Annotated in this window: 13 protein-coding genes; 12 read left to right on the forward strand and 1 reads right to left on the reverse strand. The window is 72.6% G+C overall.

From position 1 onward, the window contains the following. The first annotated feature begins 14 nt into the window (after window positions 1–14). The 12 genes from ACQPZF_RS25715 to ACQPZF_RS25770 all read left to right on the forward strand — a co-directional run bounded on the left by ACQPZF_RS25715 (window position 15) and on the right by ACQPZF_RS25770 (window position 13937). Window positions 15–1076 carry a saccharopine dehydrogenase gene (locus ACQPZF_RS25715; protein WP_433261026.1) on the forward strand — a complete coding sequence of 354 codons (1062 nt, stop codon included), beginning with the start codon at window positions 15–17 and terminating at the stop codon, window positions 1074–1076. Next, complete coding sequence (locus ACQPZF_RS25720) at window positions 1069–2220, forward strand: saccharopine dehydrogenase family protein (protein WP_433261028.1); 1152 nt, start codon at window positions 1069–1071, stop codon at window positions 2218–2220. Before ACQPZF_RS25715 ends, ACQPZF_RS25720 begins: the two co-directional genes overlap by 8 nt. Window positions 2221–2737: 517 nt before the next feature. Then, a complete protein-coding gene (locus tag ACQPZF_RS25725) occupies window positions 2738–4051 on the forward strand; it encodes a lysine N(6)-hydroxylase/L-ornithine N(5)-oxygenase family protein (protein ID WP_433261030.1) in 1314 nt (437 codons plus the stop codon). Beyond that, complete coding sequence (locus ACQPZF_RS25730; protein WP_433261032.1) at window positions 4048–5094, forward strand: NAD(P)/FAD-dependent oxidoreductase; 1047 nt, start codon at window positions 4048–4050, stop codon at window positions 5092–5094. Before ACQPZF_RS25725 ends, ACQPZF_RS25730 begins: the two co-directional genes overlap by 4 nt. Continuing rightward, a complete protein-coding gene (locus tag ACQPZF_RS25735; protein ID WP_433261034.1) occupies window positions 5091–7067 on the forward strand; it encodes a class I tRNA ligase family protein in 1977 nt (658 codons plus the stop codon). Before ACQPZF_RS25730 ends, ACQPZF_RS25735 begins: the two co-directional genes overlap by 4 nt. Next, window positions 7064–8692, forward strand: a complete 1629-nt coding sequence (locus tag ACQPZF_RS25740; RefSeq protein ID WP_433261036.1) for an AMP-binding protein — start codon at window positions 7064–7066, stop codon at window positions 8690–8692. Before ACQPZF_RS25735 ends, ACQPZF_RS25740 begins: the two co-directional genes overlap by 4 nt. Next, window positions 8689–9282 (forward strand): GNAT family N-acetyltransferase, encoded by a 594-nt coding sequence (locus tag ACQPZF_RS25745; RefSeq protein WP_433261038.1) that lies wholly within the window; start codon window positions 8689–8691, stop codon window positions 9280–9282. The genes ACQPZF_RS25740 and ACQPZF_RS25745 overlap by 4 nt, the downstream gene beginning before the upstream one ends. A gap of 22 nt (window positions 9283–9304) precedes the next feature. Continuing rightward, complete coding sequence (locus ACQPZF_RS25750) at window positions 9305–10012, forward strand: alpha/beta hydrolase (protein ID WP_433261040.1); 708 nt, start codon at window positions 9305–9307, stop codon at window positions 10010–10012. A 22-nt stretch (window positions 10013–10034) separates the two neighbouring features. Next, window positions 10035–10988, forward strand: a complete 954-nt coding sequence (locus ACQPZF_RS25755) for a cupin-like domain-containing protein (protein WP_433261042.1) — start codon at window positions 10035–10037, stop codon at window positions 10986–10988. Between the two features lie 56 nt (window positions 10989–11044). Then, the gene (locus tag ACQPZF_RS25760; RefSeq protein ID WP_433261044.1) at window positions 11045–12247 is read left to right on the forward strand and encodes an ATP-grasp domain-containing protein; all 1203 of its coding nucleotides are present in this window, start codon (window positions 11045–11047) and stop codon (window positions 12245–12247) included. A 12-nt stretch (window positions 12248–12259) separates the two neighbouring features. Beyond that, a complete protein-coding gene (locus ACQPZF_RS25765) occupies window positions 12260–13486 on the forward strand; it encodes an MFS transporter (protein ID WP_433261046.1) in 1227 nt (408 codons plus the stop codon). Window positions 13487–13499: 13 nt separating this feature from the next. Further along, a complete protein-coding gene (locus ACQPZF_RS25770) occupies window positions 13500–13937 on the forward strand; it encodes an N-acetyltransferase family protein (protein WP_433261048.1) in 438 nt (145 codons plus the stop codon). 52 nt (window positions 13938–13989) lie between these two features. On the opposite strand, the gene ACQPZF_RS25775 is transcribed toward ACQPZF_RS25770, so the two are convergent. After that, complete coding sequence (locus tag ACQPZF_RS25775; protein WP_433261049.1) at window positions 13990–16800, reverse strand: BTAD domain-containing putative transcriptional regulator; 2811 nt, start codon at window positions 16798–16800, stop codon at window positions 13990–13992. Window positions 16801–16827 lie beyond the last annotated feature (27 nt).

Genomic DNA, 16827 nt, shown 5'->3' on the forward strand with positions numbered 1-16827 from the left:
TGTAACCAGTACTGGTGAAGATCCACGTCTGGATACGCGGCGAAACCAGGACTACCGAACAGCGGGCACCGATCGTGCCCGACGACGCACGGGCGCTGGTGGCCGCAGGATGCGCCGTCACCGTCGAGGACTCGCCGCAGCGGGTGTTCCCCATCGAGGACTACGCCGAAGCCGGCTGCCGCATCGTCACGGCGGGTAGCTGGGTGGACGCGCCACCGGACACCTTCGTGATCGGGCTGAAGGAGCTTCCCGACCAGCCCGCCGCGTTGGCGCACCGGCATGTGTTCTTCGGACACGTCTACAAAGGACAGCCCGGCGCGGAGCAGCTTCTGCGCCGGTTCACCGCCGGCGGCGGAACGCTGCTGGACCTGGAGTACCTCGTGGACGAGCACGGGAGGCGGCTGGCCGCGTTCGGGTTCTGGGCGGGTTACCTGGGCGCGGCGCTGGCCGTGCTCCACCACGGCGGCCTGCTGTCGCCGCCGCTGCGGCCGATGTCGCGGGACGGGCTGGACGAGGCGCTGCGGCAGGTCTCGGGCGGCGACCTCCCCGAAGTCCTCGTGGTGGGCGCGCTCGGCCGCAGCGGTCGCGGCGCGCGGGCGGCGCTGGAGGTCGCGGGCATCGCGCCGACCTGCTGGGACCTGGCCGAGACGCGCGAACTGGACCGGGCCGCTTTGCTGGGGCACGACGTGCTGGTCAACGCGGCGCTGTCCACCGGTCCGGCGGAACCGCTGCTGAGGCCCGCCGATCTGGCGGACCCGGCGCGCCGGCTGTCGGTCGTCGGCGACGTGAGCTGCGACGTGGGCGGCCCCTACAACCTGCTGCCGGTCTACGACCACACGACCAGTTGGGAGCACCCCGTCCGGCGGCTGGGCACCGGCTCCCCGCCGCTGGACGTCATCGCCATCGACAACCTGCCCTCGCTGCTGGCGGTCGAGGCGAGCGTGGACTTCTCCCGTGATCTGCTACCGCACCTGCTCACCCTGGGCACGGACGCGCCGCAATGGCGTCAGTGCGCCGGGTTCTTCCACACCGCCGTCGAGGCGTCGGCGGACACCGGGGTGATCGGCCGTGGCTGAGGCGAGGGCCGCCACCGGGCGGGTGCACTGGATCGGCACCGGGCTGTCCACCGGCAGCGGTCTGCGGCTGCTGTGCGACGCGGCGTCGGTGGTGCTGTGGGGGCGCACCGCGGAACGCGCCGAACAGTGCCTGGCCCGGCTGGGGTTGTCCGGGCGGGCGGAGACGCGCGGGCTCGGGCCGGCCGCCCTGGCGGAGCAGGTGGAGCCCGGTGACCTGGTCGTTTCCATGCTGCCCGCGCCGCTGCACGCCGACGTGCTGCGGGTGTGCCTCGACGCGGGCGCGCACTTCGTCTGCTCCAGCTACCTGTCCGACGAGTTGGAGGTCTTGTCCGTCCCCGCCGCCGACCGGGGGTCGGTCGTGCTGGTGGAGACGGGGCTGGACCCCGGCCTGGACCACCTGCTGGCGCACGACCTGGTGGACCGCGCCGGTGCGGCGATCGGCCCCGACACGCCCGCGACGATCGGGTTCACCTCCTACTGCGGCGGCATCCCGGCGGTGCTCAACGAGTTCCGCTACCGCTTTAGCTGGGCCCCGCGCAGCGTGCTGACCGCGCTGCGCAGCCCGGCCCGGTACGTGGAGGGTGGGGAGGAGCGGCTGGTCGAACGGCCGTGGGAGGCGGTCCGGCCGCACGTGCTGCACGGCGAGGAGTTCGAGGTCTACCCCAACCGCGACAGCGTGCCGTACCTGGCGCAGTACCGGGTGCCGCCGGCGTGGCGGGCGGACTCGTTCATCCGCGGCACCCTGCGGCCGGCCGGCTGGAGCACGGCGTGGGCGCCGGTGTTCGAGGTCCTGCGCGACGGTGACGACGACCAGGTCACGGAATTGGCCGGGGAACTGGCCCGCAAGTACCCCACCACGGACGAGGACCGCGACCGCGTGGTGCTCGCGGTCGCGTTGCGCGTCGAGGCCGACAGTGGCGAGTCCTGGGCCGGCGAGCACGTGCTCGACGTGACCGGGGACGACTCGGACAGCGCGATGGCCCGCACGGTGTCGACGCCGCTCGCGCGCGCCGTCCTCGACGTGCTGGAGGGGCGCACGGCCGCGGGGCTGCACCGTGCCACCGACGACCCCGACACGGCGCGGCGGTGGCTGACCTACCTCGCCGAACGGGGGGTGCACGTCAGGACGTCGCCGTCCCGCTGAGCAGGCCGACGGTTTTCGAAGTTCAGCGCCGCCTTGACCGGGATCGGTTCGTGGTAACGGTCAAGGCGGCGTGCGGCGGAAGCAATACCGGAGCATTCGGAAGCAGCACGCGGCCTTCCCCCATTCCGGGTATCCACCGTAGTGCCGCACCGATCCGCAACCGCACTACCCCGACCTGGTCCGACCTGCTTGTTTCCGGTCGGCCAAAGAATCGCATACCACCATTTGGGGCAAGGCGCACACCTTCGGGGTGCGGCGCGATTTTCACATATCTGAGCACATTATTCCACTCGACCTGTACCGAAATTCACGGTGGCGCGGCCGTCAGCGAGTAGCTACGCTTCGGCGGGGATGCACTGATCACACGGGTTCGGTGTACCCGGTTTGCTGGGGGAATCCACGCCGGTCTGCGCGCAGCGCGCCTTACCGTCGTGCACGCACGCCGCCCACGGTCGGCGGCTGTTGCGCTGCGCTTTTCCGCGAATTCCCCCGCATACGGACTTGGGGGGTTTCGGCAATGCACGGGAATGGAGTGCGCCATGTCAACTGCCTGGGTGTGGGGGTCGGCCCGGCGAACCTGAGCCTGGCTTCGCTGCTGCACGGCCATCCCGAGGTCGGCAACGTCTTCATGGACCGCCGGACCGCGTTCGGCTGGCACGACGGCCAGCAGTTGCCCGACGCGCGGCTGCAGGTGTCGATGCTCAAGGACCTGGTCAGCCTCGCCGATCCGACGAATCCGTTCTCGTTCCTGTCCTACCTGCACGACCGCGGGCGGATCTACCACTTCATCAACGCGCAGTTCGACGCGGTGCCCCGGCAGGAGTTCCGCGATTACCTGAAGTGGGCGAGCGAGCGCAACCCGAACGTCGTCCACGGCGAGGAAGTGCGGTCGATCGAGTTCGACGGCGTGTTCGTCGTGCGCACCGACCAGCGGACGGTCACCGCGGACAACATCTCCGTCGGAGTGGGCCTCGGGCCCGCCGTGCCCGCGTTCGCCCGCCCGTTCCTCGGCGCGACCCAGTTCCACATCAGTGACTTCGTGGACCGCGCGGTCGACCTGGCGGGCAAGCGGGTGTGCGTGGTCGGCGGCGGCCAGTCCGGGGCCGAGGCCTTCCTCGACCTGATCAACCGCGAGCCGCGGGACGCGCCGCGCCGGATCTCGTGGATCACGCGCCGGCGGAACTACCTGCCGATCGACGACTCGCCGTTCACCAACGACTTCTACATGCCCGACCACTCCGACTACTTCGCCGGGCTCGACCCCGCGGCGCGGGCGCGCTTCACCACCGAGCAGGCGCTCAGCAGCGACGGCATCTCCGAGTCGACCCTGCGCGACATCTACCAGCGGGTCTACGTGCGCCGGTTCGTGGAGGGGCGGCACGACCAGATCGCGCTGTTCCCGCACCGCGAGGTCTTCGACGTGCAACCGGGCGCCCGTGACGGCTGGTCGTTGCGGATGCGGCACCGCGACCACCCCGGCGTGCCGGGGCAGTTGGACGTGGACGTCGTGGTGTGGGCGACCGGCTTCAGCCCGGCCACGATGAGCTTCCTGGACCCGATCGCGCACCGGATCGACCGCGAGGGCGACGAGTTCCGCATCGACGACCAGTTCGCGGTCCGCTGGGACGGTCCTCCCGGCCGCGACATCTTCCTGCACAACGCCGCGATGCGGCAGCGCGGCCTGCCCGATCGCAACCTCAGCCTCATCGCCTGGCGCAGCCGCCGGATCGTGGACCGGCTGCGCGGGGTGCGCGGCGACGAGCAGCGCCCGTCGTTCATGGAGTGGGCGCCGAAGACCGGTCCGGTGGACGACGCGGTGGTGGTGGGATGACCGACGTCGACGTCGCCGTGGTGGGTGGCGGGATCATCGGGGCACTGGCGGTGCGCGAGCTGCTCGACCGCGCGCCGGGGCGGCGGATCGCGTTGCTGGAGCGGGACGTCGTCGGCGCGGGCGCGAGCGGGCGCTCGGCGGGGCTGCACTTCCCGCGCGGCGCGACGGCCCGGGTGCGGGCGCTCTCGGCGGCCGGTGAGGACTTCTACGCACGGCTGCGGGCAGCCGACCCGACCGTGCCGATCCACCCGCTCGACGCGGTCGTGATCGGCGGTGACGTGGGGAAGGTCTACCTCGACCGGCCCGTGCCGGTCCCGGTCGACCGGGTGCCGGACGAGGTCGTGGTGCCCGAGGGCGCACGCGCCTGGTCCGTGGCGGGCTGCCACTACGCCGATGTCGGCGCGCTGACGGCGACGCTGGTGCGCCGGCTGCGACCGCACGCCGACGTGCGCGAGGGCGTCGCCGTGGTCGCCGTGGAACCGGCGGCCGACGAGGTGCGGCTCGTGCTGGGCACCGGCGACGTGGTCCGGGCGGGCTCCGTGGTCCTCGCGCCCGGACCGTGGGTGCACGCACCCGCGTGGCACGACCTGGTGGCGCCGCTGGGCCTGCGGGTCAAGCTCGTGGTGGCGCTGCACGTCGACCGCGTGCCCCCGCCGGACGCCCCGCTGGTGGTGCTGCACGACGACGACTCGTTCCTGCTGCCGGTGCGCCACCGCGGCCACTGGCTGTTCAGCCACACCAGCACCCGCTGGGACGTCCGACCCGACGAGCTGACCGGCGGGCTGTCGGCCGACATGCTCGCCGAGGGCCGCGCGGCGCTGGCCCGCCACGCGCCCGCGTCGCTGCCGCTCGCGACGTCCGGACGGGTCTTCTGCGACGCGTACAGCCCCGCGCGCGAGCCCGTCGTCCAGGCCCTCGACCCAGCTTGCCGGGTGGTGTTCGCGGGCGCCGCCAACGGTTCCGGCTACCGCCTCGGGCCCGCGATCGCGTCGGCCGCCGCAGACCTCGCCCTGGAACCCGCCGTGCAAAGGAATCACGCGTGATCATCGACCATTACGCACCCGAGAAGCTGGCCGAGGCGTTCGGCATCGACATGAACTCCGTGCCGGACTTCGGTCCCGGCGCGGGGTGGGGCCGGGTCGTGCCCGGCGGGAGCAGCACGCCGCACCAGCACGACGAGGTCGAGGTGTTCGTCCTGGTCCGGGGTCGGGGCGAGGTGGTCGTGGACGGCAAGGCCGTCCCGGTCGGTCCCGGCACGGTCGTGCGCTTCGCGCCGTTCGAGACGCACGTGGTGACCAACACCGGCGACGAGGACCTGGTGTTCTTCGACCTGTACTGGCGCGACCCGGCCGAGGCGGTCGCGACCGCCGCCGCGCCGCTGCGCCGGCGGTTCGACCAGCGCCCGGTGTTCGTGTTCTCCACCCCTCCGACGCCCAACGGCGACCTGCACCTGGGGCACCTGTCCGGCCCGTACCTGGGCGCGGACGCGTTCGTGCGGTTCCACCGGATGAACGGTGTGCGCGCCTGGCACCTCACCGGCAGCGACGACTACCAGAGCTACGTCGTCGACCGCGCCGAGCGCGACGGCGCCACCCCGGCCGAGACCGCCGCCCGGTACTCCGCCGAGATCGCCGGGACACTGCGGCTGATGGACATCGAGGTGCACCGCTACACCGTCACCGACGTCGACCCGACCTACCGCGACGGGCTGCGGGACTTCTTCTCCCGGGTCGTGTCCTCGGGCGTGATCCGCCCGCACAGCGGTCCCGCCCTGGTCGACCCGGAGACCGGCGACTACCTCTACGAGGTCGGCGTCTCCGGCGCGTGCCCCGGCTGCGGCGGCGGCACGAGCGGCAACATCTGCGAGGAGTGCGGCGAGCCGAACGTCTGCGTGGACCTCGGCGAGCCGACGGTCCGGCGCACCGGCGGTCCCGCCGCCGTCGCCGAGCGGACCCGCTTCTCGCTGCCGCTGCACGAGTTCGCCAAGGAAGTCGCCGCGCACCACAACCTCGGCCGGGTGCCCGCGCGGCTGCGCGAGCTGGCCGACCGGGTGTTCCGCCGGGAGCGCTTCGAACTGCCGGTGACCCACCCGTCGGGCTGGGGCGTCCCGCCCGCCGAGGCCGGCGTGGACGAGCAGGTGATCTGGGTGTGGCCGGAGATGGCCTACGGCTTCCTGCACGGCATCCAGGGCCTCGGAGCCCAGCTCGGCGAGGACTGGGCCGCCGCGCGGCCGGGCGCCGACTGGAAGGTCGTGCACTTCTTCGGCTACGACAACAGCTTCTACCACTCGATCCTGTACCCGGTGCTGTACCGGCTCGCGTTCCCCGGCTGGGAGCCGGACATCGACTACCACGTCAACGAGTTCTACCTGCTCCAGCACGAGAAGTTCTCCACGAGCAGGCGGCACGCGGTGTGGGGCAAGGACGTCCTGCGCCCCGACACGGTGGACGCGGTGCGCTACTTCCTGGCACGCACCCGCCCCGAGGGCCGGCGGACGAACTACGACCCGGCCGACTTCGACGCCGTCGTGCGCGACACGCTGGTCGGCACGTGGCAGCGGTGGCTGCACGACCTCGGGGCGCGGGTCCGGGACGGTTTCGGCGGCGTCGTGCCGGATGCCGGGCGCTGGACCCCCGAGCACACCGCGTTCCTCGACCGGCTCGAAGGCCGCCGGTCCGCCGTCACGGGCGCGCTCGGCGCGGACGGCTTCTCGCTCAACCGGGCGGCGGCCGAGCTGACCGGGCTGGTCGAGGACGTCGTGCGGTTCACCGACACCGAGCGGCCGACCGCGGGCGTGGACCGGTGGCACGACGAGACGCGCACCGCCCTGGCGCTCGAACTCGCCGCCGCGGCGCTGCTGGCCCGCTGCGCGGCGCCGGTCATGCCGCGCTTCGCCGGCCGCCTCGCCGCCGCGCTCGGCCTGCCCGAGCCGACCACGTGGCCGCGGACGGTCGAACTGGTGCCGGCCGGCACGGCGGTCGAGCTGGACGTGCCGTTCTTCGGGGCGGCTCCGTGAACCCGCTGGACATCGTCGCCACGACGGCGAACGGCGACACCCGTCACCGGCTCCACCACCGCGTCGACGGACGCCTCACGTCGGTGCCGCTCGCCGAGGTCGACGCGGGCGCGCGGGCGGTCGCCGCGTGGCTGCGCGACCTCGGCGTGCGGCGCGGCGACCGCGTCGGCGTCCTGTCGCGCAACCGGCTGGAATGGGTGCTGCTCGACCTGGCGGTGCTCAAGCTCGGCGCGGTGACGGCCGGGTTCGAGCCCGACCGGTTCGACCCGGCCCGGGTCGTGGCGGACTTCGGACTGGCGCTGCTGTTCACCGACTCCCCGGTGACCGGTTCCGCGGCGGGCTCGACTTCGGCCGGCCCGACCGTGGCAGACCCGACCTCCCTGGACTCGACCGCGGCAGGCCCGGCCTCGACAAGCCCGACCGCCGCGGGCGACCGGGTCAGGTCGATCGCCGAGGTCGCCGACGCCGCACGCACCGGGCGCGACGTGCCGCCGGGGCCGGGCTACGGACCCGCGGACATCTGCGCGATCAAGTTCACCTCCGGCAGCACGGGCTCGCCCAAGGGCCTGGAGGTGACGGCCGCCAGCGTCGCCGACTCGCTCGCCGCCGTGCAGGACATGTTCCACCACGGCGACGGCGACAACCTGCTGGTGTTCCTCGGCAACTGGTTCCTCCAGCAGCGGTACTGGTTCTACTCCGCCCTCGCGCACGGCCACGACGTCACCCTCGCCACCGTGGACGACGCGCTCGACGTCGCCCGCGAGGCCCGCCCCACCGTGGTGATGGGCGTGCCCGGCTTCTACGAGCAGCTCAGGTCGCTGGTGGCGGACGTGCCGGAAACCACGAGGGGACAAGCGATCCAGGACCGGATGGGCGGGCGAATCCGCTACCTCTGGACGGGGTCGGCGCCCGCGGGCCGGGCCGTGCTGGAGTTCTTCAACGGCGCGGGCGTCCCGCTGTACGAGGGCTACGGCCTGAACGAGACCTGCATCGTCACCAAGAACCACCCCGGCGCGTTCCGGCTGGGCAGCGTCGGGAAACCGCTGCCGCACAAGACGATCCGCTTCGACCCGGACGGCGTCCTGGTGGTCGGCAGCCGGTTCCCGGTCAACACCCGGTACACGTGGTCCGCGCCCGGTGCGAACGAGAAGATGTTCCTGCCCACCGGCGAGGTGCGCACCCAGGACATCGGCTACGTGGACGACGACGGCTTCCTCTACATCCAGGGCCGGGTCGACGACGTCATCGCACTGGGCACCGGGTACAACGTGATCGCACCCGTCGTGGAGCACCGGCTGCGCGAGCACCGGGCGGTGCACGACTGCGTGCTGCACGGCAGCGGCCGGGACCGACTGGTGGCCGTGGTCTCGCCCGCGCCCGGAGCCGACCTCGACGCCCTGCGCGAGTTCGTCGCGCGGCTCAACGGGACGCTGCTGCCCGAGCAGCGCGTGCACGCGGTCGTCGTGGCCGCCGAGCGGTTCTCGATCGACAACGGGCTGCTCACCGGGCAGTACAAGCCTCGGCGCGGCGAGATCCACCAGCGGCACGCGGCGGGGATCGAGGCGGCCCACGCCGGTCCACCGCTCGCGGTCGTCCGCGCGGTCAACCAGGAGGAACGGGTATGAGCTGGGCGAAACTGGGTGACGCGGTGCTGACCAACAGCCGTGTCGAGCTGCGGCGGGTGCGCCTGACGGACCGCGAGGAGTTCGCGCGGATCGCCTACGACCAGGCCATCTGGGAGTACTTCGTCACCCGCGTCGCCGGGCCCGACGACCTCGACGCGTTCCTGGAGAACAGCGTCCGCGAGACGCTCAACGGCACCCGGGTCGTGTTCGCGATCATCGACCGGGAGAGCGGCCGGATCGCGGGCAGCTCCGCGTTCGGCAACCTCGCCGAGGCCGACCGCCGGATCGAGATCGGCTGGTCGTGGGTCTCCGTGGAGGCGCGCCGGACCGGGGTCAACCGGGGGGCCAAGCTCGCGCTGCTCGACCACGCCTTCGACGAACTGGGCTGCGAGCGCGTCGAGTTCAAGACCGACGTGCTCAACGAGGGCGCGCGGAAGGGCCTGCTCGGGATCGGCGCGCGGGAGGAAGGCGTCCTGCGCAGCTTCAACTTCATGCCGGGTGGGCGGCGTCGCGACGTCGTCTACTACAGCATCCTGCGGTCGGAATGGCCCGACGTGCGCCGCGAGCGGTTCGCGTCGGCACTGGGGTGAGTGGATCCACAAGGGGGAATGAGTGCACATCGAGGAACTGGACTTCGACGTCGACGGGGAGAAGCTCGTCGCGACGAAGGTGCTCGCCGCCGCGGACCGGCCACCGGTGGTGGTGCACCTGCACGGCTTGGGCGCCACCGCCAACCGGCACGGCGTCCGCTACCTGCTCGACGAGTTGGCGCTGGGCGGCACCAGCTCGCTGACGTTCGACTACTCCGGCAACGGGGACAGCACCGGCGAGCTGACCGGCACGACGCTGGGCCGCCGGTTCGCCGAGACGGTCGCGGCGGCGCGGCACCTGGCCGAGGGCGAACCGCCCGTGCTGCTGGGCACCAGCATGGGCGCGTACCTGGCCGCCGCGGCGGTGCCGGTGCTCCGACCACGCGCGCTGGTGCTGTTCGTGCCGGCCGCCTACCCGGCGGGCTGCGACGACCACCCGTTCGACGGGACGCTCGTCGGTCCGGGCGCCTACCCGGACTCCCCCGCGTTCAGCGGGCTGCGGGAGTTCGACGGGGACCTGCTGATCCTGGCCGCGCGGCAGGACCAGGTCGTGCCGTCCGACGTGGTGGGCGCGTACCTGACGAACGCGACGTCCGCCCGGACGACCAGGGTCGTGGAGCTGGACTGCGACCACTTCGTGCACCGCTGGCTGCCCGGCCGGCCCGCGGAGCTGGCCCGGGTGCACGCCGAGCTGGCCCGCATCGTCACGACCACGACCACAACGCACTGACAAGAGGGGGAAGACTGCTGTGGTGAACGAACCCAACGTGCTGCGCCGGCACGACGTGGCGAGCCTCGACGCGGTGGAGCACTCGTTCCGCGCGGGCGCGCTCGCCGAGGCCGTGCGCGACGCGCCGGTCCTGGACACGCGCTCGGGCCTGACGGCCGAGGAGTTCGCGGAGGAGTACCGCGGCACGCAGCGGCCGGTGGTGCTCGAAGGCCACGCGGCCGACTGGCCGTCGGTGCGCGACTGGTCGTTCGAGGTGCTCGCGGAGCGGGTCGGCGGCGTCGAGGTCGTGGTCGACAGCTACAGCACCAAGGCGGCGCGCAAGGTGACGTTCGCGCGGTTCGTGGAGCTGCTGCGGGAGAGCGAGGCGAAGGACGACGCGCCGATCTACCTCCAGGAGTGGTACTACCAGACCACCGCCCCGGAGCTGGCCGCGGACATGCCCGAGCTGGACATCGCCCAGTACGACTTCCGCCGCGACCTGTACGGCGACAAGGCGTCGACCAACCACCAGCTCTGGATCGGCCAGCGCGGCGGCGTGACCCGGATGCACCAGGACTCGTACATGGTCGACGTGATGCACGCGCAGATCGTCGGCACGAAGCGCTGGTACGTGATGGGCCCCGACGCCGTGCTGCCCCGCGACGCGGACGGCGAGCCGGACTTCGACGCGCTGCTCGCCTCTCCGCAGGCGAAGCTGCACCGCTTCGACCTCAAGCCCGGTGACGTGCTGTACCTGCCCGCGAACTGGTTCCACCGCATCGAGCTGCTGGAGAACTCGATCGGACTGGGCCGCAAGTGCCTGGACCAGGTGAACCTGCGCCTGCACATCAAGCAGCGGATGACGGAGCTGCTGGCGCTGCTGCTCAACTACGACGAGGTCGCCGAGACCCACCCCGAGCTGGTCGACGTCGTGATGGCGCGCAGCCGGACGTGGGCCAACCGGATGGACATCGACCTGTCGCGGCTGCGTCCGTGACCACCGGTCCCGGGCCCGCACGGGCCCCGGGACTCCGCACTCCTGGGGGATGGGAATTGGCACCACGCAAGCACGTGCTCGTCGTCGGCGGACCGAGCACAATCCTGCCCAAGCTGGCCGCGCTGGGCCTGCGCCACTCGATGGTGCAGCTTCCTGAACTGGTGCGGCCCGAGCAGTACGCCGCCGCCGAGCGCTACGGCGTGCTGGACTACCGCGTCGAGGCCGAACTCGCCGCGGTGAGCCGCGCCTGGCACGCGGTCGACCCGTTCGACGCGGTCGTGTCGTTCACCGAGTACGGCCTGGAACCGGCCTCGCGCACCGCCGCCGACCTGGGGGTGGCCGGCGACAACCTGGCGGCCGTGCGCGCGACGCGGGACAAGACCACGACGCGCGCCCTGCTCGACCGCGCGGGGCTGAGCCCGGTGCGGTACCGGGTGTGCGCCGACGTGGCCGAGGCGTCGGCGTTCCTGCGGGAGGTCGGCGGCCCGGTCGTGCTCAAGCCGCGTGACCGGGGGCTGAGCGAGGGCGTGTACCTCGTGGCCGACGAGTCCGACCTGGCGCGCCGCTGGGCGCTGACCACCGAGGTGGAGTCCGGCGCGGTGCTGGTCGAGGAGTTCCTCGACGGCCCGGAGTTCAGCGTCGAGTCGATCTCCTTCGACGGCGCGCACGAGATCGCCATGATCACCGAGAAGGTGACCACCCCGCTGCCGCGCTTCGTCGAGTTGGGGCACCAGGTGCCCGCCCGCCTCGACGAGTCGACCCGCGCGGACGTGGTCGGCCTCGTGACCCGGTTCCTGGACCTGATCGGCCAGACCACCGGGCCCGCGCACACCGAGCTGCGGCTGACCCGGACCGGGCCGCGGCTGATCGAGTCGCAGACCCGGATCGGCGGCGACCAGGTGTGGGAGCTGTGCGAACTGGTCTCCGGTGTCGACCTGATGGCCGAGAACATCGCGCACCTCGTCGGCGTGCCGCGGCCCGGACGCGCGCCCGTGGCGTCGGCCGCCGCGATCCGGTTCTTCGCCCACGAGAACGTCCTCGTGCGGGACGTGCGGGACGTGGCCGCCGCCGGGACCGCGCCGGGTGTGGTGCGCGTCGAGTGCACGCTGGCCGCCGGCCAGGAGCTGGGGCCCCTGCTGTCGTCGGCGTCGCGCCAGGGGTACGTGCTGGCGACCGGGGGCACCGTGCAGGAGGCGGTCGCCGCCGCCGAGCGGGCCCGCGATCTCGTCCGGGTGAAGACCGAACCGCTGACCGCCTGAGAGGTTCCTCCGATGCACACCGCCGAGGGCGCCGCGCCGCCGCGGTCCGCGCGGCACGCCACCGCGTACGTCGTCACGCACTACCTGCTGATGTACCTGGGCTACTACGGCCTGATCTCCACCCTGGTCGTGACGCTCAAGGCGGCGTCGTTCACCGACGCGCGGGTGGCCGTGCTGGTCATGGTGTTCGCGCTGACCAACAAGATCTCCAACATCCCGCTCGCGCCGCTGCTCGACCGGATCCCGGCCGCGTACTCCGTGCTCATCGGCTGCCTGGTCGCGAGCGGCGGCTTCGTCGGCCTCCGGTTCGCCTCCGGCATGGTCGCCACGGTCGTCGCGCTCGGCGTCGCGGGTATCGGGATCTCGGTGAACGCGCTGGCCAGCAAGCAGCTCGCCGCCGCCGCGAGCGACCGGATCGAGAACCAGTCGCAGTTGTTCTCGCTGATCAGCATCGGGGTGAACGTCGCGGCGGCGGTGGCCGCGCCGCTCGCCCTGCTGTTCGTGGACCGGGGACAGCACGGCTGGGTGCTGCTCGCCGTCGCGCTGCTCTACGGCGTCGCGGGCGTGGCGACGTTCCTCAACCGGCGCATCGTGCCGGTCGCGGCGTCCGCGTCGAAGCGGGCGTTCTCGGTGCGGACGTACACGGCGCTGGCGCGCACTCCGGGCGTGCGCGAGTTCCTCCTGGTGAACATGTTCTACTGGTTCCTCTACGGCCAGTTGTTCAACGTGCTGGCCGTTTACGTGTCGCAGGACCTGCACGAGGCCGACCGGCTGGGCTGGCTCTACACGGCCAACGCGGCGCTGGTCGTCGTCGCCCAGCTCGCCGTGACCCGGATGGCGGGCGCGTGGTCGCGCGGCTCGCAGCTCAACACGGTCGTGGCGTCGTACTCGGTGTTCGCGGTCGGGTTCGCGGTGGCGTGGGCGATGCCGGGGTACTGGGGCGCGGTGGCGTTCGTGGTGGTGTTCACCACCGCCGAGATGCTGTACGTGCCGGCGGGCGACGTGGTGATCGTCCGCCTGATCCCGCAGGGCGACCGCGCGGTCGGGTACAGCGTGTTCGCGGTGAGCACGGCGATCGGCGAGGCGCTGGGAGCCGGCGCGGGCGTCTGGACCTACCGGTGGTTCGCCGAGGACGGCGTGTTCTGGCTGCTCGCGGCGGTGCTCGCGGTCGTGTTCACGATCGTCACCCACCTGCTGCGCCGGTCGAGCGCCGGCCTGCGCGCCGCGGCGGCGGGATGACACGATGACCACCATGACGACGGTGACTCCGCTGCGCCCGGACGACCGCGCCGCGTGGGAAGTCCTCGCCCGCGGCTACAAGGCGTTCTACCGGACCGAGGTGGCCGACGAGGACTACGCGCGGGTGTGGCACCGGCTGCTGGCGGGCGACGCGATCCACGGCCTGGCCGCGCGCTCGGGCGACACTCTCGTCGGGATCACGCACTACCTGTTCCACGCCAACGTCTGGTCCGCGGGCGCGTGCTACCTCCAAGACCTGTACGTGGCCGAGCAGGCCCGCGGTCTGGGCGCCGCACGGGCGCTGATCGAGGCCGTGGCCGACGCCACCCGCGCCCACGGCGCCGTCCGGCTCTACTGGAACACGATGCACGACAACACCACGGCCCGCGCGCTTTACGACAAGGTAGCCGTGCACCGCGGTTTCGTGGTGTACGAACACCCGCTCGACTGACCGTCCACACCGGACGGCTTGCACGATCGCTGCCGCCCGGCGAGGCCTGGGGTCAACGGGTGGCGTCGGCGATGTCCTGCTCGTCCAGGGTGTCGAGTTGGCGTTGGAGCCGCGCGGCGTCGTCGTGGCGGCCCTGCTCCCGGTACAGCTCCAGCGCCTCCTGCCACACCTCGCGGGCCTGGTCGTGCCTGCCGAGGGCGGCGAGCGGCCGGCCGAGGCTGTCGAGGCTGTTGGAGATTTGGAAGCGGTCGTCGAGCGTGCGGCGCAGGGTGAGGGCCTGCTGGTAGTGCGCGATCGCGTCGTGGTGGTCGCCGGTGTGGTGGTCGATGTAGCCCAGGCTGTCCAGGGCGGCTGCCTCGCCGCCGGCGTTGTGGTGTTGTCGGTGCAGGACGAGGGCGGCCTGGCAGTGTTCGCGGGCGGTGTCGTACTCGCCCAGGAGGGCGGCGTGCCAGCCCACCCCGTTGAGCGCCGCGGCTTCCGTTGTCGGGTTGTCGATCTCGCGGAACAAGTCCAGCGCGTGGAGTGCGTGGTCGAGGGCCTTGCGGTTGTCCCCCAGCAGTTCCCATGAGGTCGCCAGCTCGTGGTGGGTGGCGGCTTGCTGGAAGTTGTCGTGGTGGTGTTCGGCCAGGGCGAGGGCTCGGTGCAGGTGCTCGGCGGCCCCCTCGGACCGGCCCAGGTGGGCGTGGGCGCGGCCGAGGTAGCGGTGGGCGCGGATGCGGACGACGGGGTCGGGGAGGTGGGCGGCGGCGCTCACCGCGACCTCCCACATGGCGAGGTCGTCGTGGCGGTGTCCCCGGCGGTAGTGGTAGGTGGTCAGGTTCCAGGCCAGGTGCCAGGCGGTGTGGTGCCAGGCGTGGGTGGCGGCGGTGTGCTGGGCGGCGAGCAGGTGGGAGTGTTGGTCGTCCAGCCAGGCCATGGCCGCCGGCACGTCGGCCAGCGGGTGGGCATGGGTACCGGGCGCGGGTGGGTCCGGCGGGAGTACCGGGGTGTGGGGGTACAGGACGTGTTGGGCGGCGTGCACGGTGTGGGTGTAGAAGTCGAGGACTCGGCGCAGCGCCTGCTCCCGCACGTCCTCGGTCAGATCGTCGGCGGTGGTGGTGGCGTAGGCGCGGATGAGGTCGTGCATCGAGTACCGGTCGTCTGGGTCGCGGTCGAGCAGGGACGCGTCGGTGAGGGTGCGGAGCAGGCGTCGGGTGTGGGCCGGTGACTGTCCCATGAGGCCGGCGGCGGCGGGCAGGCTGATGTCGGGTCCGGGTGCGATGCCGAGCAGGCCGAACGCCTGTTGTTGTTCGGCGGTGAGCGCCTGGTGGGACCAGGACAGCACGGCGGGCAGGCTGCCGGTGGGCTCGTCGTCGTCCAACGCGTCCAGGCCCAGCTCGCGCAGTTCGGCGACGATCCGCGCCAGTGGCAGGTGCGGCTCGGCATGGGCACGGCCGCTGATCAGGCTCAGGGCGAGGGGAAAACCCCGGCAGTAGGCCAGCAGGTCGGTGACGGCCTCGGGTTCGGCGGCGACGCGGGTGGGGCCGGCGCGGTCGGTGAGCAGGGTGCGGGCTTCGTCCTCGGTGAGGGGTTCCAGGTGCAGGTGGTGGGCGCCGTGCCGGCTGATCAGGGTGGTGAGCCGGCGGCGGCTGGTAGCGATGACGGTGCAGGTCGGGCTGCCGGGTAGCAGTGGGGTGATCTGGTCGGTGGTGGCGGCGTTGTCCAGCACGATCAGCATGCGTTTGTCGGCGACCAGGCTGCGGTACAGGGCGGTCTGTGCCTGCGGGTCGGCGGGGATGCGGGCCGGGTCGACGTCGAGGGCGTCGAGGAACCCGCGCACGGCGACCGTCGGGTCGAGGGGCAAGCTGTCGGAGCTGAAGCCGCGCAGGTCCACGAAGAGCTGCCCGTCCGGGAACCGGTCGACCACCTGGTGCGCCCAGTGCAGTGCCAGCCAGGTCTTGCCGATCCCGCCGGCCCCGGCCAACGCCGAGATCACCACCGTCCCGCCGCCCTCCGCCGCCGCCGTCAGGGTGGAGGTCAGTCGCGCCAGTTCGGCGGCCCGGCCGACGAAGTGCGCCGGAGCCGGCGGCAACTGCCGGGGCACCGGGGATGGTTGCCGGGGCGTCGGGGGCGGGTCCGCCGGCGGCCCGGTCAACGTGGGGTCCGCGGTGAGGATCCGCTGGTACAGGGCTTGCAGGTCCGGGCCGGGGTCGGCGCCGAGGTCCTCGGCCAGCCGCTCCCGCACGGCGTGGTAGCGGGCCAGGGCGTCGGATTGGCGGCCGGACCGGTATAACGCGGTCAGGTACTGACCCGCCAGCCGCTCGTCCAGGGGCCGGTCCTCGACCCGGGCGGCCAACACCGGCAGCGCCTCGCCGTGCCGGCCGACCCGCAGCAGCCCATCGATGTGGTCCAGCTCCGCCGCGGTGCGTTCATCGTGCAGTCGGGTGCGCCATTGGTCGGCCCACTGCGTGTCCAGACCGAGCACCGGGTCACCTCGCCACAGGCCCAACGCCTGCTCCCACAACCCCACGGCCTCGGCGGCGTCCTCGGCGGCGCGGGCCCGCGCGACCAGCGCGGCGAACCGGTGGACGTCCACCGTCGACGGCTCCACCGGACACACGTAGCCACCGGCGTGGCGGGTGATCGTCACCCCGACCGGGGCCAGCGCACGGCGCAGTTGCGAGATGTAGGTGTGCAACGACGGCGGCACCTGCTGCGGACGCTGCTCCCCCCACACCCGCTCCACCACCACCTCCGGTCTCACCGGCCGACCCTGCTCGGCCGCCAACACCGCCAGCACGTGCCGCTGCCGCGGCGCCCCCACCTCCACCACCCGACCATCCGCCACGACTTCGACAGCGCCCAACAGGCGGATCTCCACCACCACGGCACACCCCTGGTGCTCGACTCC

Source organism: Actinosynnema sp. CS-041913 (assembly GCF_050942485.1).
Classification (GTDB): domain Bacteria; phylum Actinomycetota; class Actinomycetes; order Mycobacteriales; family Pseudonocardiaceae; genus Actinosynnema.